We start from the raw sequence: 20,769 nt of genomic DNA on the forward strand, positions 1-20,769 counted from the left end.
CCCGAACAGGACCGTGAAACGCCTTAGCGCCGATGATAGTGTGGCATTCGCCATGTGAAAGTAGGACACTGCCAGACTCCCCCTTCGAAGCCCAGCTCACACGAGCTGGGCTTTGTGCATTTGGGCACTGGCATGCGCCCGATTATCGTCAATCTGTCAGTGACTGCTGCTTTGATTTGTGAAGACAAGCCGCGCTGTTGGACAATGGCTTCATCTTCGTGTCTGGAGTATTCATGCTATTGCGCCATCTGTCTTTCAAGTCGCTGTTGGTTGCTAGCTTGTTCGTGGTGACGCTGATTCCCTCGTTGGCACTGGTGCAAACCTGGTGGCATCTGCAGCAGTTGGCGGAACAAGTGGACCAGAATCAGCGTCAGGCCCTGCTACTGTCCGAATCCATACGCATATTTTCCAGTCAGGGTGAGCTGTTTGAGCGCTCGACACGCCAGTGGAATGTTTTGCGTGAGGAGAGCTATTCCCAGGTTGGCAAAGAGGCCTTGAGCGCACTGATGCAGTTGGCGGCCAGGCTGGAGCGGCAGGATGATGCCGGTTTGCGCAGACTCGGACGGGCATTATCGGAGTGGGGGAAGCAATCGCTGGCCTTGCTGGACGGTGGTGAACATCCTGTTTCGGCGTGGTCCGCACAGTATGAGTCGCTGTCCGGTTTGGGAGCGGCGCTGGAGTCACGTATCCGGCAGTTGGGTGAGGTACAGCGCAAGCAGTGGGACAGCAATTTGCGGGAAAAGCGTCAACAGGCTGACCGGGTGGCCATCCTGTCATTATGCCTTGCCGTGTTTTCCGGATTACTACTGGCTTGGCTGCTGGTCAGGCCCCTGCAGCAGCTGCGCGGTAAAATTGCCGCCCTTTCTCAGGGCGTGCGTGGTCAGAGCTGGTTGATGTCGGCTCCGGCCGACATCGTGCAGCTGGCTTCTGCCCTTGGTGAGCTGGATCATCGACTGGCCCGGCTGGAAGAGGATAAGGCGGATTTTTTCCGTCATGTCTCGCATGAGCTGAAAACCCCCTTGGCGGCTATTCAGGAGGCATCGTCACTGCTGCAAGACCAGATTCCCGGCCCCTTGCTGCCCTCGCAACGGGAAATCGTGGCGATCACCTTGTCCAATACCCGTTTGTTACGTCAGCGGGTGGATGCCTTGTTGCGGCATGATGCCGCCAACTGGCTGGCACAGCCTCTGGATATGCGTGTGCATGAATTGCATGCCTTGATTGAGGATGCGGCGGCAAGCATGCGTCCCTTGTTGCAGCAAAAGCGCATCACGCTGGAAATGTCGCACGATAGTTTGCAGGTGCCGGTCGATAGTGAAAAATTCCGAACCATTATTGATAATCTTCTTTCTAACGCTATTCGGTTTTCTCCTGTTGGCGGTGTTATTTCCGTTGCGACCGGCAGGGAGGCTGATCGTACATGGGTAGCGGTCATTGATCAGGGGCCAGGAATTGCGCCTGAAAATCACACACTGGTTTTCCAGCCCTTCTATAGTGGGCCTGCTCCAGCCGGCGAGGCTCCGGGTAGTGGTATCGGGCTGACCATGGTGAAAACCTTTGCCCAACTGATGGGAGGCGATGTTGAATCCTTGCCTGCTGCTAAGGGGGCGCATTTCCGTGTCTGGTGGCCATGTACTTCCTGAATGAGCATTCGCATGACGCGTAACAATATTTTTGCCTTGCTGTTGTTAAGCCAGTTGTCGGCATGTGCTGGCTGGTCAGAACACTCCTCACGCGATGCCGGTGGGGTAGTTGCCTGGAAGAGTCAGTCACGCAACTGTCAGGATGCAGAGGCTGTCCTGGGCAGCCTGCGGCGTAGTCGTGATAGTGCCTTGCCCGGGAAAGATGCTTGCGCCGGTGAGCGCCTGCGCTATGTAGCACAACAATGGCTGAATGGTGAGTCCAGGATTGAGCCATTGCGCAGCCAGCTGGACAAGGCGAATGAGCAGTTGCGGCAAGAGCCGGCAGAAGGCTTGTCGGGCTTGTCCATCTTGCTGGGCAGTCTGCTCAATGAGCGCAAGCGACATGAGGATGCCATGCAAAGAAGCAATGCCCAGCTAGCCGAGCAGCAACATCGTGCCGATGAGCTGGCGGCCAAGCTGGAAGCCTTGCGTCTGATTGAACAATCCATGGTCAACAAGGCCAGCAAAAAGAAGATACAACCATGATGCATGCCGGGCGTGTTCTGTTGGTGGATGATGATGCGGACTTGCTGCACCTGCTTGGTTTGCGTCTGGAGGCAGCAGGTTATCTGGTGGACAAGGCAGCTTCGGCCGAGGCCGCACTGAGCGCCCTGGCTGTGCGCAGAGCGGATGTGTTACTGACCGATTGGCGCTTGCCGGGCATGGATGGCATGGCCTTGTTCGAGCAGGTGAAACGGAGTTATCCGTCCCTGCCGGTGATCATCCTGACTGCTCATGGCACAGTGCCTGATGCGGTGGAGGCGGTAAGTCGCGGCGTGTTCGGTTATCTGGTGAAGCCATTTGACAGTGCCGCCTTGCTGAGCAAGGTGTCACAGGCGTTGCAGTTGTCTGCGCCTGCCTTGTCGCATGATGAGCAGGATGCCTGGCGCGCAGAGGTGGTCAGTTGCAGTCCTTTGATGGATGAGCTGTTGGCCGAGGCGCGTCTGGTTGCTGTCACGGATGCCAGTGTATTGATTCGCGGTGAAAGTGGTACCGGCAAGGAAGTGCTGGCCCGGGCATTGCATCGCGCCAGTCCACGGGCAGACAAGCCGTTTATTGCAGTCAATTGCGCGGCCATTCCGGATAACTTGCTGGAGAGCGAGTTGTTCGGTCATGAGAAAGGCGCTTTTACCGGGGCGGCAGCGCGCCACCAGGGGCTGATTGCCCAGGCCGATGGCGGCACCTTGTTTCTGGATGAAATCGGGGATATGCCGCTTGCCCTGCAGGTCAAGCTATTACGCGTGCTGCAGGAGCGCGAAGTGCGCCCGCTGGGAGCCAGCAAGCCAATCGCCGTTGATGTAAGGCTGATCTCGGCAACGCACCGTGATCTGGAATTGCTGATCAGTGATGGCCTGTTTCGCGAAGACCTGTTTTACCGTCTGAATGTCCTTACCCTGCAATTGCCTGCCCTGAGTGAACGGCGGGAGGATATTCCGCTGTTGGCGCAGCATTTCCTGAGTCAGGTGTGTGAACGTTATGGCAAGGAGGTAGCCGGATTCGCTCCCGACGCCATGGAATATCTGTGCAGCTTGCGCTGGTCTGGCAATATCCGCCAGCTGGCCAATGCCGTCGAGCAGTGCTGCGTGTTGAGTACCGCAGGCCTGATTCCGTTAAGCCTGGTGCAAAAAGCCGTATCAGACGGCATGGCCAGTATTCCTACACTGGCAGAGGCGCGGCGCCAGTTCGAACGGGAATATCTGGAGAAGCTTCTGCGGGTGACTGCAGGCAATGCCAGTGTGGCTGCACGTATCGCCGACCGTAACCGAACCGAGTTCTACCGCTTGTTGCAAAAGCATGATCTGGTGGCTGCAGCGTTCAAGGACTTTTAAACCGGTATCAGGATCGAAAACCCCTGTCGCCAAATGGCGACAGGGGTTTTTTCATGTTAATCAATGACTTGAGCATTGTTGCCATCTCGCCTTGTCGCTGATGGGCGACAGTTTGAGACAAACAAGCAGCGGAGTATGTGGCGTTTTTTTACTAAACCATTGAATTTAAATGCTTATCTAAGGTTGGCACGGCTTTTGCTATAGCAGCTGGAGTGCTCTTGTACCGAGGTGTGCGATGAAAATGAAACGTTCCGCATGGATATTTTTATTATTGCTTCCGCTGCAGGCAGTGATGGCAACTGACAGCCTGCCGATGGACCCGATTGCCGAACATGTTGCTGTTTCTCATGTATCTGATGACGAGAAAATAGCCTGGGAGCTGAATGAAGTACTGAAGCCGCTAGCCGATGGCTCGGGTTCGGTCGTGCATCCTTCGGTCAAGGCCGGAATGGTGTGGTTGAAAGGCTCCAGCCCCAGTCGCGATACCGTACGGCACTTGCTTGAGGTTGCCGCCAATGTGCCCGGGGTGCGCGAGGTTCGTTCGGAAATGTTGATACGCCCCATTTGATTTCTTGCTGCTTGATGTGAACTGCCCTTTGGCCTGCCTTCCCCCCCGAGAGGCAGGCCTTTTTTTATTCAGAAACTGACGACTTTGTCGGCTTCCAGCGTCCAGTCGGCCAGTTCCGGCATGCTGCCTATCTTCACGCCAGGTAGCAGGCGGGTCTGATCCAGTCCGCGCGCCTCGGCACAGGTGCGGCAAACATGGACGGCGACACCATGTGTCATGGCTTCGGTCAGCATGTCTGCCAGGCTTGGCCCATTGGAATTGCCCTGACCGTTTTGCGCGGTGATGACCGCATCTGATAGCAAAAACAGCTTGATGCGACTGGGTTGCCCATGGCTCGCAAGGGCCAGTGTCAAGCGTAATGCACTCAGACAGCGTTCGTTGCCATAGGGGCTGGCATTCAGGATCAGCAAAATATTCTGCACGGCAAGTCCTGTCATTGACTACAAAGTGGATTGGCCTGCCTGCGAAGTCCGGGTAGCTACTGCTGTGGCCTGGCTCGCAAGCGGTAACGTTGTGGTAATGCAACAGCATAGGGTGGGGGTGATGCAGCAAATAATAGGACAAGTCGCTTGATTTGCCTTGATCTGTTGCCGTCCACGCGGTGTCTGATGGCAAGAATATTTTATATTGTCGAACAAAGAAAAATGCAATTGTATACAATAGGCAAATCTTAACCGGTATAAACCGGGCTGCGAACAAAATCGGGAGTTTTCCATGCAATTCGAGGTGTTTGCCCTAAACCAGAGCGCCTTGCGCGATGCCATTACATCCGCATACCGTCGCGATGAACAGGAATGTGTACAGGCCTTGTTGCCGCAGGCGGCTTTGCAGCCGGCACAGGTAACCGCTACCCAGGACCTGGCGCGTCGCCTGGTCAGCCAGGTGCGGCATGAGCGTACGCGCTCCAGCGGGGTAGATGCCCTGATGCATGAGTTTTCGCTGGATAGCGCGGAAGGCATTGCCCTGATGTGCCTGGCGGAAGCCTTGCTGCGTATTCCGGACAAGGAAACGGCCGACAAGCTGATCCGCGACAAGATTTCCCGTGGTGACTGGAAAGCCCACCTGGGCAACAGCTCTTCCTTGTTCGTCAATGCCGCAGCCTGGGGCCTGGTGGTGACCGGCAAGCTGGTTTCCTCGCACAGCGAGCAAGGCCTGTCTGCTGCCATGACCCGTCTGATCGCCAAGGGCGGTGAACCGCTGATCCGCAAAGGCGTGGACATGTCCATGCGCATGCTGGGCAAGCAGTTCGTTACTGGTGAAACCATCGAACAGGCGCTGGAGAATGGCCGTGAGCGCGAAGCACGTGGCTATCGTTTCTCCTACGACATGCTGGGTGAAGCCGCCATGACCGAGGACGATGCCCAGCGCTACATGAAAGACTATGTGATGGCAATCCACGCCATCGGCAAAGAGTCTGCCGGCCGTGGTATTTACGATGGTCCGGGCATTTCGGTAAAACTGTCCGCCATTCACCCGCGTTACAGCCGCGCCAAGCGTGAACGCGTGATGACCGAGCTGTATGCCCGCCTCAAGGAACTGCTGGTTCTGGCCAAGCAATACAATATCGGCCTGAATATCGATGCCGAAGAAGCCGACCGCATGGAGCTGTCGCTGGACCTGCTGGAACAGCTGGCTTTCGACAAGGACCTGGCAGGCTGGAATGGTATTGGTCTGGTGGTGCAGGCTTACCAGAAGCGCTGCCCCTTCATTATTGATTATCTGGTGGATCTGGCACGCCGTTCTGGTCACCGCTTCATGGTGCGTCTGGTGAAGGGTGCCTATTGGGATGCCGAAATCAAGCGCGCCCAGGTGGATGGCCTGCCGGGCTACCCGGTGTATACGCGCAAGGTGTATACCGATATTTCCTATCTGGCATGTGCCAAGCGCCTGCTGGCCGCACAGGATGCCATCTACCCGCAGTTTGCCACCCACAATGCCTACAGCCTGTCCGCCATTTATCAGCTGGGTCAGGGCCTGGATTACGAATTCCAGTGCCTGCACGGCATGGGTGAAACCCTGTACGACCAGGTGGTGGGCAAGGACAATCTGGGCAAGGCCTGCCGTATTTACGCGCCGGTGGGTTCGCACGAAACCCTGCTGGCTTATCTGGTACGCCGCCTGCTGGAAAACGGTGCCAACAGCTCTTTCGTCAACCGCATCGTGGACGAAAACGTATCCATCGACGAACTGGTGACCGACCAGGTAGCGGAAGCCGCCAGCCATGCCGGTCAGCCGCATCACAAGATTGCCCTCCCGGTTTCCCTCTATGGCAGCGAGCGTCAGAATTCCAAGGGCCTGGACCTGTCCAGCGAGCATGTACTTGCCGCCCTGCAAATCGGCCTGCAAGGTTCGGAACAGCAGCAGTGGCTGGCCAGCCCGCTGCTGGGCGATGCCGATATCAGCGAAGGCGACAAGCTGCCGGTACGTAACCCGGCGACCACGCCGACATCGTCGGTGAAGTGATTGAAGCCACGCCGGAACATGTGGAACGTGCCTTGCAACTGGCCGAAGCTGCCGCCGCACGCTGGGCCAATACCCCGGTGGCAGACCGCGCTGGCTGCCTGAACCGCATGGCCGACCTGATGGAAGACCACATGCCGGCACTGATGGGCCTGGCAGTGCGCGAAGCGGGCAAGACCCTGAGCAATGCCATTGCCGAAGTGCGTGAAGCGGTGGACTTCTGCCGTTACTATGCCGCCCAGATCGTCGCCAATTTCGACAATGCCACCCACCAGCCGCTGGGCCCGGTGGTGTGCATCAGCCCGTGGAACTTCCCGCTGGCCATCTTCATTGGTGAAGTGACCGCCTCGCTGGCCGCCGGTAACCCGGTGCTGGCCAAACCGGCCGAGCAAACCAACCTGATTGCCGCCTATGCCGTGCGTCTGCTGCACGAAGCCGGCGTGCCGCGTGATGTGCTGCAACTGCTGCCGGGCCGTGGCGAAATCGTCGGTGCTGCACTGACCAGCGATCCGCGTATCCAGGGCGTGATTTTCACCGGCTCCACCGAAGTGGCACAAATCATCAACCGCACCCTGGCCAAGCGTGGCGAGGACGTGGTGCTGGTGGCCGAAACCGGCGGCCAGAACGCCATGATCGTGGACAGCTCGGCCTTGCCGGAGCAGGTGGTGACCGATGTACTGAGCTCGGCCTTCGATTCGGCCGGTCAGCGTTGTTCCGCCTTGCGCGTGCTGTACCTGCAAAGCGATATCGCCGACAAGGTGATCGCCATGATCAAGGGAGCCATGGCCGAACTGACCGTGGGTAACCCGGCCAAGCTGAGTACTGATGTCGGCCCGGTAATCGATGCCGAAGCCCAGGCCGGCCTGCTGGCACACATCGACAAGATGAAGCAGCGTGCGCGCTGGTTCTACCAGACCCCGCTGTCGGAACAATGCCAGCAAGGGACGTTTGTACCGCCGACGCTGTTTGAAATCGACAACCTGTCCGATCTCACCCGTGAAGTGTTCGGCCCGGTACTGCATGTGCTGCGCTTTGAAGCCAGCCAGCTGGACAAGGTGGTGGCCGAAATCAACAGCACCGGTTACGGCCTGACCCACGGCATTCACAGTCGCATCGACGAAACCATCAACAATATTGTCGACAAGATCAAAGTGGGCAATGTCTACGTCAACCGCAATATCGTGGGTGCGGTGGTGGGCGTGCAGCCCTTCGGCGGTGAAGGCAAGTCCGGTACCGGCCCCAAAGCCGGTGGCCCGTTCTACCTGTACCGTCTGACCCGCGCTGCATGGGCGCCCAAACTGGCCTTGCAGCCGGTGGCCGCCAATCTGTCCGGTCTGTCCAAGCTGGCCGCCGTGGCGGGCAGCATGGGCGTGAGTGGTCTGAATGCACGCATTGATGCGGCAGGTCGTGCTTCGCCGCTGCCCATCAGGTAAGCCTGCCGGGACCCACCGGCGAAAAGAACACGCTCTGCTTTGCCCCGCGCGGCAAGGTAGGGTGCGTGGCCAGCAGTGGAGCAACGCTGGCCGAACAACTGGTGGCCGTACTGGCTACCGGCAACGTGGCAGTGCTGGCGGATTCGCCGGCCAATCGCCAGTTGGCCAGCACACTGGGCAGCCATGTCGAGCTGACGCAAGACGTGCTGACTGCCTCGCTGGATGCCGTGCTGTATGAAGGGGAAGACGCAGCCCGCGTGCGCCAGCAACTGGCGCAACGTGACGGTGCGCTGATTCCGCTGATTCTGGCCGGCAAAGATGGCTACAACCTGCATCGTCTGGTGGTGGAGCGCGCAGTCAGCGTCAACACCACGGCAGCAGGTGGTAACGCCAGCCTGATGAGTATCGGCGACTGATGTCAGTCAGCCCCGGCCCGGCCCAACCCGGCTGTTGGCGGGAATGGTCACAAACCGGGGCTGTGTGACGATATCTTTGTCACGCTACTTGTCATGTGCTGTCGGCATTGGAATAATGCCGCCAGCGTTTTCACTTACAACAAGCTCGCTGCATGAGATCTGTCCGCCACAAGCGGACAGGAGAGACCGAAAGATAGAGGATTCAAGATGCAATTCACCAAGCTGACTACCGTTACCATCGCTGTCGCAGCCGCTCTGGCACTGTCTGCATGTGGCAAGAAAGACGACGCCGCCGCTCCGGCTGGCGCATCCGCTCCGGCTGCTGCCGCTGCTGGTGGCGACACCGTGAAAATCGGCTTTGCCGCTCCGCTGACCGGCCCGCAAGCCCACTATGGCGAAGAATACAAAAACGGCGTGACCCTGGCCATCGAAGATGCCAACGCCGAGAAGCCGACCATCGGTGGCAAGCCGGTGACCTTCGAACTGGACGCCCAGGATGACCAGGCCGACCCGAAAACCGCTACCCAACTGGCCCAGAAGCTGGTGGACGACAAGGTTTCCGGCATCATCGGTCACTTCAACTCCGGTTGCGCCATCCCGGCCTCCAAGATCTACTCTGACGCCGGCATCCCGATGATCGCCATGGCGACTTCCCCGGTCTTCACCGCACAAGGCTTCAAGAACACCTTCCGTTCCATGACCTCCGATACCCAGCAAGGTAGCGTGATGGGCAAGTTCGTGGTGGATACCCTGAAGGCCAAGAAAATCGTCATCGTTGACGACCGTACCGCTTACGGCCAAGGCCTGGCTGACGAATTCGAAAAAGCCGTCAAGGCTGCCGGTGGCGACGTGGCCAAGCGCGAATTCACCAACGACAAGGCAACCGATTTCGCCGCCATTCTGACCTCCATCAAGGGCGTGAATCCGGACGTGATCTTCTACGGTGGTGCTGACGCCCAGTCCGCCCCGATGGCCAAGCAGATGAAGCGTCTGGGCCTGAAGGCTCCGCTGATCTCCGGAGAAATGACCAAGACCCCGAACTTCCTGCAACTGGCAGGCAAGGAAGCCGAAGGCTCCATCGCCTCGCTGGCTGGCCTGCCGCTGGAACAAATGCCCAAGGGCAAGGAATATGCCGACAAGTACAAGGCACGTTTCAAGACCGACGTAGCCACTTACTCCCCGTACGGCTATGACGCGACCCGCGCGCTGATCCAGGCCATGAAGGATGCCAACTCCACCGATCCCAAGGCTTACCTGCCGGTACTGGCCAAGATCAAGTACTCCGGTGTGACTTCTTCCAACTGGACCTACGACGACAAGGGTGACCTGAAAGACGGCGGCATCACCGTGTACAAGGTTGAAGGCGGTCAGTGGAAAGTGATGCAAACCATCGGTGGCGGCGCTGCTGCTCCTGCTGCAGCATCCGCAGCCCAGTAATTTTCTTACTGATTTGGCTCAGAAACGGCGCAGACACTGCGCCGTTTTTTTCATGCCTGCTGCTCGACAATTTCCCGCAGAACCGGGGGCAGATGTGCATAATGAAAGCTGTATCTCTCAAGACTGATGTGATTGTGTATGAGTGAGTTGTTTGCCAGCATGCCCGCCAATCAGGCCGGGCGTGACTTTGTAGTGGGTGATGTGCATGGATGCTTCACCGAATTGCGTCAGTTACTGGAGCAAGTGGTGTTTGATGGCAGTCGCGACCGGCTGTTTTCTGTTGGCGACCTGGTGGATCGCGGCCCGGAGTCGCGCCAGGTGCTGGAGTGGCTGGCCAAGCCCTGGTTTTATGCGGTACGGGGCAATCATGAACAGATGGCACTGGAATTCGATCTGGCACAAACCGATGCCTGCGAACGCTACCTGAATAATGGCGGCGGCTGGTTCATCTGCCTGGATGAAAAAGACAAGCAAGCCTACCGCTCTGCGTTCTTGCGCCTGCCGCTGGCGATGGAAGTGGTAAGCGAGCACGGCCTGATCGGCCTGTTGCACGCCGATTGCCCGCTGGACGACTGGAACCTGTTGCGTCAGCAACTGGCATTACCCACCCCTTGGGGAGAAGAGGGCGGCAAACTGCTGCGCCAGATCACCTGGTGCCGTTTGCGGGCCAAGGGCATGGTACGCAAGCCGGTTGTCGGCGTGTACATGCTGTGTGTGGGGCATACTCCACAGCGCCAGGTCAGGCAGATCGACAATGTCTGGTATCTGGATACCGGTGGCGTATACGGCCGCCAATTGAGCATGCTGCAGCTGGATACCATGCAGACGCATAGTGTGAACGTGGCCGACAAGGGCTATGGTACTGACATGCTGGAAAGCTGAACTGCCTGTGTTATTGCTGCCGGGCAAGCTCTTTGCCGGGTAGTCGGTGCAGAAGCGTTGTTTGAGCCTGAACAATGTATTGCCTTATATGTTCATGGCATTTTTCTGCACTGCTATTATGTCGTGTGATTTTCGGGTAACTGGTCCCGCGTGCCGGGTTAGTCTCATTCCCTTGTAACAGGCTGTTTTATGTTTTCATCAATGTTGTTGCGTCATCATTCCGGGCTGCACCGCAGCCCTGCGGATTTTGCATTCCTGCGGCGTACTGGCGTTCTGTCCGGGCGGCCCGCATGAGTACCTCTCCCATTCCATCCCCCTGTCAGCAGCGTTGCCAACTGGATGCCACCGGGGAAAGCTGCAAGAGTTGCCGGCGAACATTAAAGGAAATAGCTGGTTGGCCAGGCTTCAGCGACTATGAAAAAAAAGCGGTGTGGAACCGCTTGTTGTCCTTGCCGCCGCTTGCCCAGGCCAAGCAGTGCCAGCGCTGTGGCGACACCTTCCGCTGTGGTATTGCTGATGGTGAGGAAAACTGCTGGTGTGCCAGTCTGCCCAATGTCATGCCCATGACGCAGGATGGCGGAGATTGCCTGTGCCCGGCCTGCTTGTTACAGGCCATTGCACAGGCTCCTTCCGGTCAGCAAGGGGATGCGGCCCCCAATTCCTCAGGCCGATAGCAGTTTTCCTGTCTTGAATGACTGTGCGGTGGCCACCTTGGCTACCGTCATGCCCGCCGTGGCATACGGGTGCAGTTCCTGTGCGTACAGCATGCCGCCATAGCGTGAACTCAAAACTGCCACCTTGTCCTGTAGAGGGTCGATGATTTCGGCCACGGTCTGGCCTGCTGCTACCAGTGTGCCGGGAGCCAGCAGGAAATTGACCACTCCCGGATGGGGTGCCTGCAGGTTTTCCGAGCCGGACAGCGGGGTGGCCGGGTAGGGCAGCGGTGGCAATGCCGGTGCTTCGCCCGCAATCAAGCCGCGCAGGCAGAGAAAATCCAGGATGGCGCGTGCGTCCTGCCGCGCCAGCGCCTGTGCCACCTGATGTTGTCCACGCAATTCCACGGTGACTGACAGGCAGGCCATTTCAATCGGCACATCCAGGCCGTCCTGGCGGCACAGTGCTTCCAGCTCCCACCAGGTCTGGCTGCAGGCTTCGTCAAACGGATAATCGCCGGACTCGGTAGCCAGCAATTGCGCATGGGATTGCAAGTAGCGCGCCAGTGGCTCGCACTGTGGCCACAAGGGCGTGCCGGTGTAGACATGCAAGGCCGCATTGCTGTCGCAGTGCAGGTCCAGCACGATGTCGGCATCGGCGGCCAGCAGTAACAGCTGCTTGCGCAGGCTGACCAACTCGGTAGGTTCAGCCAGTTGTTGCAGGTGTTGGCGCATGGCCTGGCGGATCAGTGCGGTATTGGCTTTGGCATCCTTGCCCAGCTGATGCTTGACTGCGGCGTACACCGCCTGGGTCAGCTGCGGGTAGTGGCGGTTGAAGTTTTGTCCGCTGGCCAGTTCGAAGCGACCAAGCTGATACCCCAGCAGCGACTGGGCGTGGCCAATCGGGTTGGCTTGCGGTACCAGAATGATTTCACCGGCAATTTTTCCTTCCTGTTCCAGTACTTGCAGTGCCTGTTTCAGTTCCCACGCGGTCAGCATGCCGGGGAGCTCGTCTGCATGCAAGGATGCCTGGATATAAGCCTTCCCGGCGCTGGAGCCCGGCTGGCCGAAGTGAAAGCTGGAGAGCTGGCGCTGCGTTCCCAGGCAACTGGATGTCAATGGATGTTGGTGATGAATCATGAGGGCTCCGATGATGCCGCCATCAAATGCCGGCTTGAAGATGGTTCAGACAACAATGTAGCGCGTTGTGCGTACGCTGTCTAAATGCCTGCCCTCCGGTGTGTGTGCGGGGCTGCCATGCTGGCTTTGGCAGCGTCGGGATGTTTGGCGATACATGATCAGAAATTTCCTATTGTTTGTTAAGAAATAACCCGGATAGTGATTGCATTGCCCTTTCTAAGCTTAGAGAGGCTCATGGTCGGTACGCTGCCAGCGCCAGTCTGAGCCTCTGAACGTGCTGGAACGCGGCGGATAATCACAAACAGGTGTCAGTGTCATGTCATATCATCAATGGATTTCAATGCGGCGGTGCATCGGCCACCGCTTGCAAGCACGCGCGGCGGATTCTGCTTCCAGCCCTTACGGACCAAACGAAGGAGCCGGCACGCCCGAGTCGGATCTGTGGGCCGAAGGGTTGCAACCGCGGGTACTGGTTGCAGAGGATAATCTGGCCAATCTTTTTCTGCTTAACAGCCAGTTGCTGCGACTGGGTTGCCAGGTGGTGGGGGTCAGTAACGGACTGGATGCGCTGGCACAATGGCAGCAGGGGCAGTTTGATTGCTTGCTGACCGATTTGAGCATGCCGCAGCTGGGAGGGTTTGACCTGGTGCAACAGCTGCGGGCCGCGGGTGAGCAGCGCCCGGCCATTGGCATATCGGCTGACCCTTCCGAACGGGATCAACAACGTGCGCAGGAAGCAGGCTTCAATATCCTGCTGCCCAAACCGGTTACCTTGCCGTTTTTGCATACCGTTCTGCTGCGCTACAGCCTGGATGTCTGCATGCAACGATTGCCGGTGTATGAAGCCAGCAGCCTGTCTGCCTTGTTTGATGGCAATCAGGATCTGATAGAGAAGTTTGTTAGCAAGCTGCTCGAAAGCAACCAGCAGGACTTTGCCGCCGCCAAGGCATGTTTTGCCGAGCGGGACTGGAACGGCCTTGCCCAGATGTTGCACAAGATCAAGGGTGCGGCGCGCCTGATTGATGCCCGGCAGGTAGTACGCTCTTGCGAGCAGCAGGAGAAAATCTGCAAGACCGGCAATGCCGAACAGCTGGAAATACTGCTGGCGGATCTGGACTTGCGCTTGCAGACGCTGGCCCGGCAATTACGCAGCTTGTCCTGAGTCAATCACAGGGCTGCATGACAGCAAAAGAGCTGCCGGTTTCCCGGCAGCTCTTTTTCATGGCGATGCATTACGCTCAGCGCCGACTGATGATGGCCTGCAGAATCCGGCGGAAGGTGGCGATTTCATCTGGCGTGAAACTGGCCAGCATGGCGGCTTGTTGTTGCTCGGCCAGGTCATGCAAGGCCTCGGCATGCAGCTTGCCTTGCTGGGTCAGCTGATAATGCTGTCCTTGCAGGCTGATCAGCTCCTTGCGTATCAGCATCTGGGCGGCTTGTTCCACTTCCCGGTCCGGCATGTTGACCTCGCCGTGCATGGATGCCATATCCAGGCCTTGTTCCATCACCAGCAGCATGCGTGCCTCGCTGGTACGCAGCCCGGTGGCCAGTTGCAATGGCTGGTAATGTTGCTGGTAAGCCCGTACTGCCTGGGTCAGCAGGTAGTAGACATTTCCATCCAGCCGCTTTTGCCATTGCCGGTCTGCCGGGCTGCTTTCTTCTTTCTTTTGCTGCAGGCCATGCGGCAATGCCATGGCATAACTGCCCTGGTGGTAGAGCAGGGGTGCCCGGCCAAAGTCGTCCAGTGCCACCACCTTGCCCAGCATGATCCAGTGATCTCCGCCATCATGTATGGCATGGCGTTCACACACGAAGCGGGCGGCGCAGTCCTCCAGCAGCGGCGCGCCACCAGCGCCCTGCGTGTGCGGTACACCGGCAAAGCGGTCGTCGCTCTGGCGGGCAAAGCGGTTGGACAGGCTGATCTGGTCGGCTGCCAGGATATTGACGGCAAAGTGACTGGCCGAGGCAAATACCGGATAGCTACCGGAGCGCTTGTCTATGCTCCAGAGAATCAGCGGTGGGTCGAGCGATACCGAGTTGAAACTGTTGGCGGTGACGCCCACTTTTTGTCCATCGCTATCGCAGGCCGTCATCACGGTGACGCCGGTGGCAAAGTTACCCAGCGCGCGGCGGAACAGGCGTGGGTCATCCACACTGGCCGGTGGTTTGCTTGTCATCCTCATCTCCTTGTTTTGCTTGTTGTGGGGTGGTGTCAGACCATGCTGGGGTCGGGTTCCAGTCCCATCAGTTCGCGGCCAAGGATCTGGGCGCAGACATCGTAGTCGGTATAAGCGTGGGCACCGGTCATGTGCGAGTCACGGAACAGGCGTTGCAGCTCGTTGCCTTCCATCCAGCTGGTGGCACCGGCGGCGCTGAACAGACGATCCACCGCTTCGATGCACATCTTGACCGCATAAGCCTGATTGGTACGCCAGTAGGCCAGTGTCAGGCGGTCCGGGTAGGTACGGCGACGGCCGTGTTCTGCATGATCCTGCCAGGTCTTTTCCAGCAAGGCGCGGGCGGCAGCCACCTGGTGGGTGGACTCTGCCAGGCGCATCAGGGCAGGCGTGGCAGTGCCGACGCTGGCACCGGTGTAGGCCCGCACGCGGTTGGCAGTTTTGTCCTTGAAGGCCTGTAACATCCGTTCGGCAATACCCAGGCTGATGGCGGCAAAGCCGCTGGCAAAATAGGGGCGGTACGGCGTGGTGAAAATATCGCTGTCCGGATACAGGCCAAAGCCGCTGGAGCGTCCTTCCATCATGTCCTTGGCCGCTTCGATACGGTGATTGGGGATGAAGGCATTGCGAATCACCAGGGTTTTGGAGCCGCTGCCCTTCATGCCCATGGCAAACCAGTTGTCGCGGATTTCATAGTCACTGCGTGGCAGCACGCCAAAGCTGTACACCAGTTCGCCCTCGGCATTCTTGCGGCGCATGCCGACAATGGCCCATTCGGCATGATCGCAACCGCTGCTCCAGCCCATTTCGCCGCTCAGGTACACGCCACCCTCGGCTTCCTCGATCTGGCTGAACGGGGCAATGCTGCTGCTGGCGGTGGCGTCCGGGTTGTTGGCCCATACTTCGTCCTGCAATTGTTGCGAGAACATGGCCAGCTGGTGGCTGTGAGTGCACAGCAGGCTGAATGCCCAGGCGGTGCCGCCACAGGCACCGGCCAGTGCGGCCACGCAGTCGGCAAATTCCGGCAGGGAGATTTCCAGCCCGCCGTATTTCTTCGGCTGGAAGGCGCGATGCATGCCAATGCCTTTGAGCAGGCGGATGTTTTGTTCCGGCACCTGGCGCATCGCTTCGGCCTTGTCTGCGTTGGCGGCGATTTCCGGCAGGATTTGCTGCAGCCGGGTCAGCAGTGTGTTCTCACTCATGAATGTCTCCTGTTGCATGTATTTTATTAACAAGTTAAGTATTCGTGCCGTGAGCAATGAAATACGGCAGCCAGCTGGCACTTGGTGTTGTTGTCGTCTGCCGCGCGTAAAAGCGCGACGTGCTGACTGCATTATGTAGGCCATATTGCAGCCGTGAAATACAAGTTTCAGGTTGATTACTGTACTTTTCATGGATTTATTCGACCCTGCACCAAAAGGCAGATGCGGCAAAAAAACAGCCACCCGGCAAGGAGTGGCTGACAAGGATGGTGCAGCTGAAAGGAGAATCTGCCCATCTGGAGCGAGTTTGGCGTCAGAAGCTGTGGCGCAGCCCCATGGCCAGTCCGTGAACCGTACTGCCGGCAGGCACACTGCCAATACTGCTGAAGCCGAAATCATAGGCGGCGCTGCCATGATTCCGGATTTGCGCATAGAGGGCTTTCAGGGTGGTGTGACGCGACAGGTCGTATTCGTAGCCCAGCTCGGCATGGCGTGCCCGCCCGCTATCGCTGGCTGTGCTGCCTTGCAGCTTGCCGGACTCGCCATACTGGCTGATCAGCCGTCCATGGTCGCCGACGCCGATAACGGCCTGGGCATACCACACATTCTGGCTGAGGCTGCTGCCCTGATAACTGGCGGCGGCCGTGGGCGTGAGCTTGCCATCGGTGTGGTCAAGCAGCAGGCCGATACGGCTGACTTCGCCAAAACGATAATAGCCACCTGCGCGCAGGTTCCACACCTGGCGGAACTGGGTTGTGCTGCTGGCAGCATCATCCACACCGGTGTCGATGCGCTCGTAAGCGGAGGTCAGCAGCCATGGGCCACCGCGATAGCTCAGCCCGAGGTCAAACACGCTGGCGGTATGACTGGCACCGGCGGCGCGTGTTTCCACCGCGTCATAGCCTACGGTTGCCGTCAGCCCCTGCCAGCTGGGGCTGGTGTACTGCACGGCATTCTTGCGGCGGGTGTCGAAGGGGCTGGTGCGCACCAGGGTGTTGCCATTGCCGTCGGCCGGGGTGGCGCTGCCATAGCTCTTCAGCAGGCCGTCAGCAGACAGGATATTGCCCAGCTTGCCCAGCAGCGCGCCGGACATGCCAATGCCGGTATTGCCCTGATTGACATCCAGCATGCCGGCCACCACGCGGGTAGGCGGGCTGATCAGGCCGGCCTGCACATTGCCGGCAGGCGTGGCGAGGCCGACAAAGCTGTCACGGGTACCAAAAGTGGCATAGGACGGCGCGCTGTCCAGCCACAGATTGCTCTCCAGCTGCCAGTAGGCGCTCAGTCCCTTGCCCAGTTCTTCACGGCCCTTGAAGCCGATCAGCGAGCTGTCCGAACTGATGCGGCGCACGCTGTTGCCGGGCTGACCATTGGCAGCACCACGGGTACCGACCGATTCGATGGTTTCGTCCAGCGTGCCGTACAAGGTGACGTCGGCGTGGGCCAGTAGCGGCAGCAGGAACAGGGCTGCCCAAAAATGTTTGCCTTGCATGATATGGCTCCGGTTTGGGCCTGCGTTGCCGATTGTCAGGCGCAGGCCGTCGCGGTGTGCGGCCTTGATGCCGGACACCGTGCAGGTAAATAGGGAAGGGTTAATGGTTCAGTGGCGGGCCGGCTTTTGCAGCGGAATCAGCAGAAACACCAGGGCACCTATCAATAAGGCGGCTACCGCATACAACAGGCCGCTGGTGAAGCTGTGCGACATGTCCTTCAGCCAGCCCACCACGAAGGAGCTGAGCGCCGAACCGATATTGCCGGTGGCGTTGATCAGGGCAATGCCCACCGCCTTGGCCTTGGTCGACAGCGTGGTGTCCGGGGTGGTCCAGAAAATGGTCATGGCGGTAAAGGAACCGGCCGATGCCATCACGATGCCGGCCAGCCGCACCACCGGGTCGCCGGCATAGGCGGTCAGCAGCCAGCCTGCAGCGGCAAACAGCATGGGCAGCACGGTGTGCCATTTGCGCTCCTGGGTGCGGTCGGAACGCGCACCCCACCACAGCATCAGCAAAATGGTGCCCAGCTGCGGAATGGCGGCCAGGATGCCGATGGTGACATTGCTGCTGCCGGCATTGAAGCTTTTGACGATTTGCGGCACCCAGATATTCACCATGCTCAGGGTGTTGACCAGGCAGAAATAGGCGAAGGCGAATTTCAGCACCGTGGGTTGCAGCAGCTCGTGCATTACGCCGGAATGTTGCTGGGCCGGCTGGTGTGCTTCGGCATCGAGCATGCCTTGCAAGCAACGCTTTTCTTCCGGGCTGAGCCATTTTGCCTTGGCCGGCGAGTCATCCAGATAAAACCACACCACCACGCCCAGCACGGCTGAGGGCAGGCCTTCCACCAGAAACAGCCACTGCCAGCCAGCCAGTTGCCAGATGCCGTCCATTTCCAGCAGATAGCCGGATACCACCGAGCCCAGCGCTGCCGTTACCGGCATGGCAATCATGAACAGGGCATTGGCGCGGGCGCGGTAGACGCGTGGAAACCACAAGGTAAGGTAGACCAGCATGCCGGGCAGGAAGCCGGCTTCGGTAATGCCCACCAGTGCGCGCAGGATGTACAGGCTGGTGGCGTCATGGGCAAACATGGTGGCGGTGGAGGCAAAGCCCCAGGCCACCATGATGCCGGCCATCCAGCGCCGCGCACCGATACGGCTGAGCATCATGTTGCTGGGGATGCCGCACAACACGTAGGTGATGTAAAAAATGGTGGCGGCAAAGCCGAACATGGTGGCCGTCAGGTTCAGGCTTTTGGCCATGGTGAGGCCGGCAAAGCCGATGTTGATGCGGTCCAGAAAGGAAAATACGAACAGGATGAACAGAAACCAGATCAGGCGTCCGGAGACTTTGCGGATTACCCGCTGTTCTTGCTGTGTGTCGTGCTTGTGCGCCTGATCCATCAGGTCGGGCGCGGTGTGGCAGGCCGTGGCTTTATCCAGACTCATGCACTTCTCCTCATTTATCGTGCCGGGAGCGTTCCGGCGTGTTGTCCTTTGTCGTGGTGCCTGCTCTTGCTGGCAGATCACCTTGTTGCCTTGCTGCGGTGTGCGATGTGGCTGTGCGGTCCTTCCGGTTGTGGTTAATTGAATATATTAATTATCTGGTGGCTGGACACAGTGCCAGCGGACAGCCCGGCGGGCTGCCCGGTTTTGTTTCAGTACACGCCACTGGCACCGGCTTGCTGGCCACCGGACTTGAAGCGGCCGGCCAGTGCTTCGGCACTGCGCGCCAGCACGGTGCTGTCCACGCCCACGGCGACAAACTGCGCGCCAAGCTCGATATAGTGACGGGCCAGTTTTTCATCAGCCATCAGGATGCCGGCCGCCTTGCCCTGGGCGCGGATGCGGGCGATGGCCTGTTCGATGGCGGCTTGCACTTCCGGGTGGGCAGGCTGGCCCAGATAGCCCATGTCGGCGGATAAATCTGCCGGGCCGATGAACACGCCATCCACGCCGGGTGTGGCGGCAATGGCATCCAGATTGTTAAGGCCCTGACGGGTTTCGATCTGCACCAGTACGCACAGCTCTTGTTCAGCCTGCTTGAGGTAGCCCTCGATGCGGTTCCAGCGCGAGGCGCGGGCAATGGCGCTGCCTACCCCGCGGATGCCATGCGGTGGATAGCGGGTGGAGGCTACCGCCAGTGCCGCTTCTTCGGCGGTCTGTACCATAGGCAGCAGCAGGGTTTGCGCGCCAATGTCCAGAATCTGCTTGATGCGCACCGGGTCGTTCCACACCGGGCGCACCACCGGGTGGCTGGGGTAGGGGGCGATGGCCTGCAACTGGCCCAGCATGTCGGTAAGTGTGTTGGGCGCGTGTTCGCCGTCGATCAGCAGCCAGTCGAAACCGGCACCGGCCAGCAGCTCGGCGCTGTAGGGGCTGGCCAGGCTCAGCCACAGGCCGATCTGCACTTCGCCGTTTTTCAGCGCAGCCTTGAAGCGGTTGGATGGGTTCTGCATGGAATTTTCCTTAAAAAGCAAGAGCAGCTAACAAAATAGCGCAGCGCCCCTGATGCAAGGCGCGCCGACGCAGACAGTACAAGGAGTACGGCCAGGAGGCGCAACGCAGCAGCAGGGTTTTTGTTCGCTGATCTAAACAAAGCGGCAGCTGATGGCACCCAGCGGCCCATAGTCCACATGGAAGGTATCGCCAGCCCGCGCCGGCACCGGGCGGGTGAAGGAGCCACCCAGAATCACCTGGCCGGGCTTGAGGCTGACATCAAACGGCGCCAGCTTGTTGGCCAGCCAGGCCACGCCATTGGCCGGGTGATTCAGTACTGCGGCAGCTACGCCGGATTCCTCGATCACCCCGTTGCGGTACATCAGCGCAGATACCCAGCGCAGGTCCAGCTCGGACGGCTTTACCGGGCGGCCGCCCATCACCACGCCGGCATTGGCGGCGTTGTCGGAAATGGTGTCGAACACCTTGCGCGGGCGACCGGATGCCGGGTCGATGGACTGGCTGCGTGCGTCGATGATTTCCAGTGCCGGAATGACAAAGTCGGTGGCCTGATACACATCGAACAGGGTGATGTCCGGGCCTTTCAGCTCCTTGCCCAGGATGAAGGCCAGCTCCACTTCCACCCGCGGCACAATGAAGCGGCTGGTGGGAATGTCGCTGCCATCATTGAAGAACATGTCGTCCAGCAGGGTGCCGTAGTCCGGTTCGTTGATCTGCGAGGACATCTGCATGGCACGCGAAGTCAGACCGATCTTGTGGCCCTTGATCGTCCTGCCTTCTGCCAGTTTCATCTCCACCCAGCAGCGCTGGATGGCATAGGCGTCTTCAATAGTGATGTCCGGGTAGTCCAGCGAAATCTGGCGGATCTGCTCGCGTTGCTGTTCGGCCTGATGCAGGCGGCGGGCGGTAGTGTGGATGATGTCTTGCGTCAGCAT

Annotated in this window: 16 protein-coding genes and 1 pseudogene; 9 read left to right on the forward strand and 8 right to left on the reverse strand. The window is 59.1% G+C overall.

Annotation, left to right across the window (positions count from 1 at the left end; all coding sequences use genetic code 11):
- Window positions 1–233 precede the first annotated feature (233 nt).
- The 4 genes from AWT75_RS21300 to AWT75_RS11925 all read left to right on the forward strand — a co-directional run bounded on the left by AWT75_RS21300 (window position 234) and on the right by AWT75_RS11925 (window position 4,079).
- A complete protein-coding gene (locus AWT75_RS21300; protein WP_153013314.1) occupies window positions 234–1,643 on the forward strand; it encodes a sensor histidine kinase in 1,410 nt (469 codons plus the stop codon).
- Window positions 1,644–1,655: 12 nt separating this feature from the next.
- Entirely contained in the window at window positions 1,656–2,168 is a 513-nt protein-coding gene (locus tag AWT75_RS11915; RefSeq protein WP_153013315.1) for a hypothetical protein, read from the forward strand.
- Window positions 2,165–3,511, forward strand: coding sequence for a sigma 54-interacting transcriptional regulator (locus AWT75_RS11920; RefSeq protein WP_045847032.1), 1,347 nt, complete (start codon window positions 2,165–2,167; stop codon window positions 3,509–3,511). The genes AWT75_RS11915 and AWT75_RS11920 overlap by 4 nt, the downstream gene beginning before the upstream one ends.
- Window positions 3,512–3,752: 241 nt before the next feature.
- The gene (locus AWT75_RS11925) at window positions 3,753–4,079 is read left to right on the forward strand and encodes a BON domain-containing protein (RefSeq protein ID WP_153013316.1); all 327 of its coding nucleotides are present in this window, start codon (window positions 3,753–3,755) and stop codon (window positions 4,077–4,079) included.
- Window positions 4,080–4,147: 68 nt separating this feature from the next.
- Here AWT75_RS11925 and AWT75_RS11930 read toward each other — a convergent pair whose 3' ends face one another.
- Window positions 4,148–4,501, reverse strand: a complete 354-nt coding sequence (locus tag AWT75_RS11930; protein WP_062789344.1) for a DsrE/DsrF/TusD sulfur relay family protein — start codon at window positions 4,499–4,501, stop codon at window positions 4,148–4,150.
- A gap of 292 nt (window positions 4,502–4,793) precedes the next feature.
- Between AWT75_RS11930 and putA the strand changes: the two are divergent.
- From putA to AWT75_RS23510, 4 genes and pseudogenes are all read left to right on the forward strand, one after another.
- Window positions 4,794–8,388: pseudogene (gene putA, locus AWT75_RS11935) on the forward strand (trifunctional transcriptional regulator/proline dehydrogenase/L-glutamate gamma-semialdehyde dehydrogenase).
- A gap of 207 nt (window positions 8,389–8,595) precedes the next feature.
- A complete protein-coding gene (locus AWT75_RS11940; protein ID WP_062789309.1) occupies window positions 8,596–9,825 on the forward strand; it encodes a branched-chain amino acid ABC transporter substrate-binding protein in 1,230 nt (409 codons plus the stop codon).
- Between the two features lie 138 nt (window positions 9,826–9,963).
- Entirely contained in the window at window positions 9,964–10,707 is a 744-nt protein-coding gene (locus AWT75_RS11945) for a metallophosphoesterase (protein WP_062789310.1), read from the forward strand.
- A gap of 290 nt (window positions 10,708–10,997) precedes the next feature.
- The gene (locus AWT75_RS23510; RefSeq protein ID WP_062789311.1) at window positions 10,998–11,381 is read left to right on the forward strand and encodes a cysteine-rich CWC family protein; all 384 of its coding nucleotides are present in this window, start codon (window positions 10,998–11,000) and stop codon (window positions 11,379–11,381) included.
- Here AWT75_RS23510 and AWT75_RS11955 read toward each other — a convergent pair.
- Entirely contained in the window at window positions 11,370–12,500 is a 1,131-nt protein-coding gene (locus AWT75_RS11955; RefSeq protein ID WP_062789312.1) for a succinylglutamate desuccinylase/aspartoacylase family protein, read from the reverse strand. The genes AWT75_RS23510 and AWT75_RS11955 overlap by 12 nt on opposite strands.
- A 340-nt stretch (window positions 12,501–12,840) precedes the next feature.
- Between AWT75_RS11955 and AWT75_RS11960 the strand changes: the two genes are divergently transcribed.
- A complete protein-coding gene (locus AWT75_RS11960) occupies window positions 12,841–13,662 on the forward strand; it encodes an Hpt domain-containing response regulator (protein WP_062789313.1) in 822 nt (273 codons plus the stop codon).
- Window positions 13,663–13,738: 76 nt separating this feature from the next.
- Here AWT75_RS11960 and AWT75_RS11965 read toward each other — a convergent pair whose 3' ends face one another.
- The 6 genes from AWT75_RS11965 to hpaH all read right to left on the reverse strand — a co-directional run bounded on the left by AWT75_RS11965 (window position 13,739) and on the right by hpaH (window position 20,769).
- Window positions 13,739–14,677 (reverse strand): p-hydroxyphenylacetate 3-hydroxylase reductase component, encoded by a 939-nt coding sequence (locus tag AWT75_RS11965; protein WP_131355165.1) that lies wholly within the window; start codon window positions 14,675–14,677, stop codon window positions 13,739–13,741.
- A gap of 35 nt (window positions 14,678–14,712) precedes the next feature.
- Window positions 14,713–15,879: a p-hydroxyphenylacetate 3-hydroxylase oxygenase component gene (locus AWT75_RS11970; protein WP_062789315.1), complete on the reverse strand. Its 1,167-nt coding sequence runs from the start codon at window positions 15,877–15,879 to the stop codon at window positions 14,713–14,715.
- 313 nt (window positions 15,880–16,192) lie between these two features.
- Complete coding sequence (locus AWT75_RS11975) at window positions 16,193–17,371, reverse strand: porin (protein ID WP_153013317.1); 1,179 nt, start codon at window positions 17,369–17,371, stop codon at window positions 16,193–16,195.
- 108 nt (window positions 17,372–17,479) lie between these two features.
- Complete coding sequence (hpaX, locus tag AWT75_RS11980) at window positions 17,480–18,823, reverse strand: 4-hydroxyphenylacetate permease (protein ID WP_082696080.1); 1,344 nt, start codon at window positions 18,821–18,823, stop codon at window positions 17,480–17,482.
- Window positions 18,824–19,032: 209 nt separating this feature from the next.
- Window positions 19,033–19,833, reverse strand: coding sequence for a 4-hydroxy-2-oxoheptanedioate aldolase (gene hpaI / locus AWT75_RS11985; protein WP_062789317.1), 801 nt, complete (start codon window positions 19,831–19,833; stop codon window positions 19,033–19,035).
- Window positions 19,834–19,965: 132 nt separating this feature from the next.
- On the reverse strand, window positions 19,966–20,769 hold the full coding sequence (gene hpaH / locus AWT75_RS11990; protein ID WP_045847043.1) for a 2-oxo-hept-4-ene-1,7-dioate hydratase: 804 nt from the start codon (window positions 20,767–20,769) through the stop codon (window positions 19,966–19,968).

It is taken from the genome of Aquitalea pelogenes (assembly GCF_001515305.1).
Lineage (GTDB): Bacteria > Pseudomonadota > Gammaproteobacteria > Burkholderiales > Chromobacteriaceae > Aquitalea > Aquitalea pelogenes.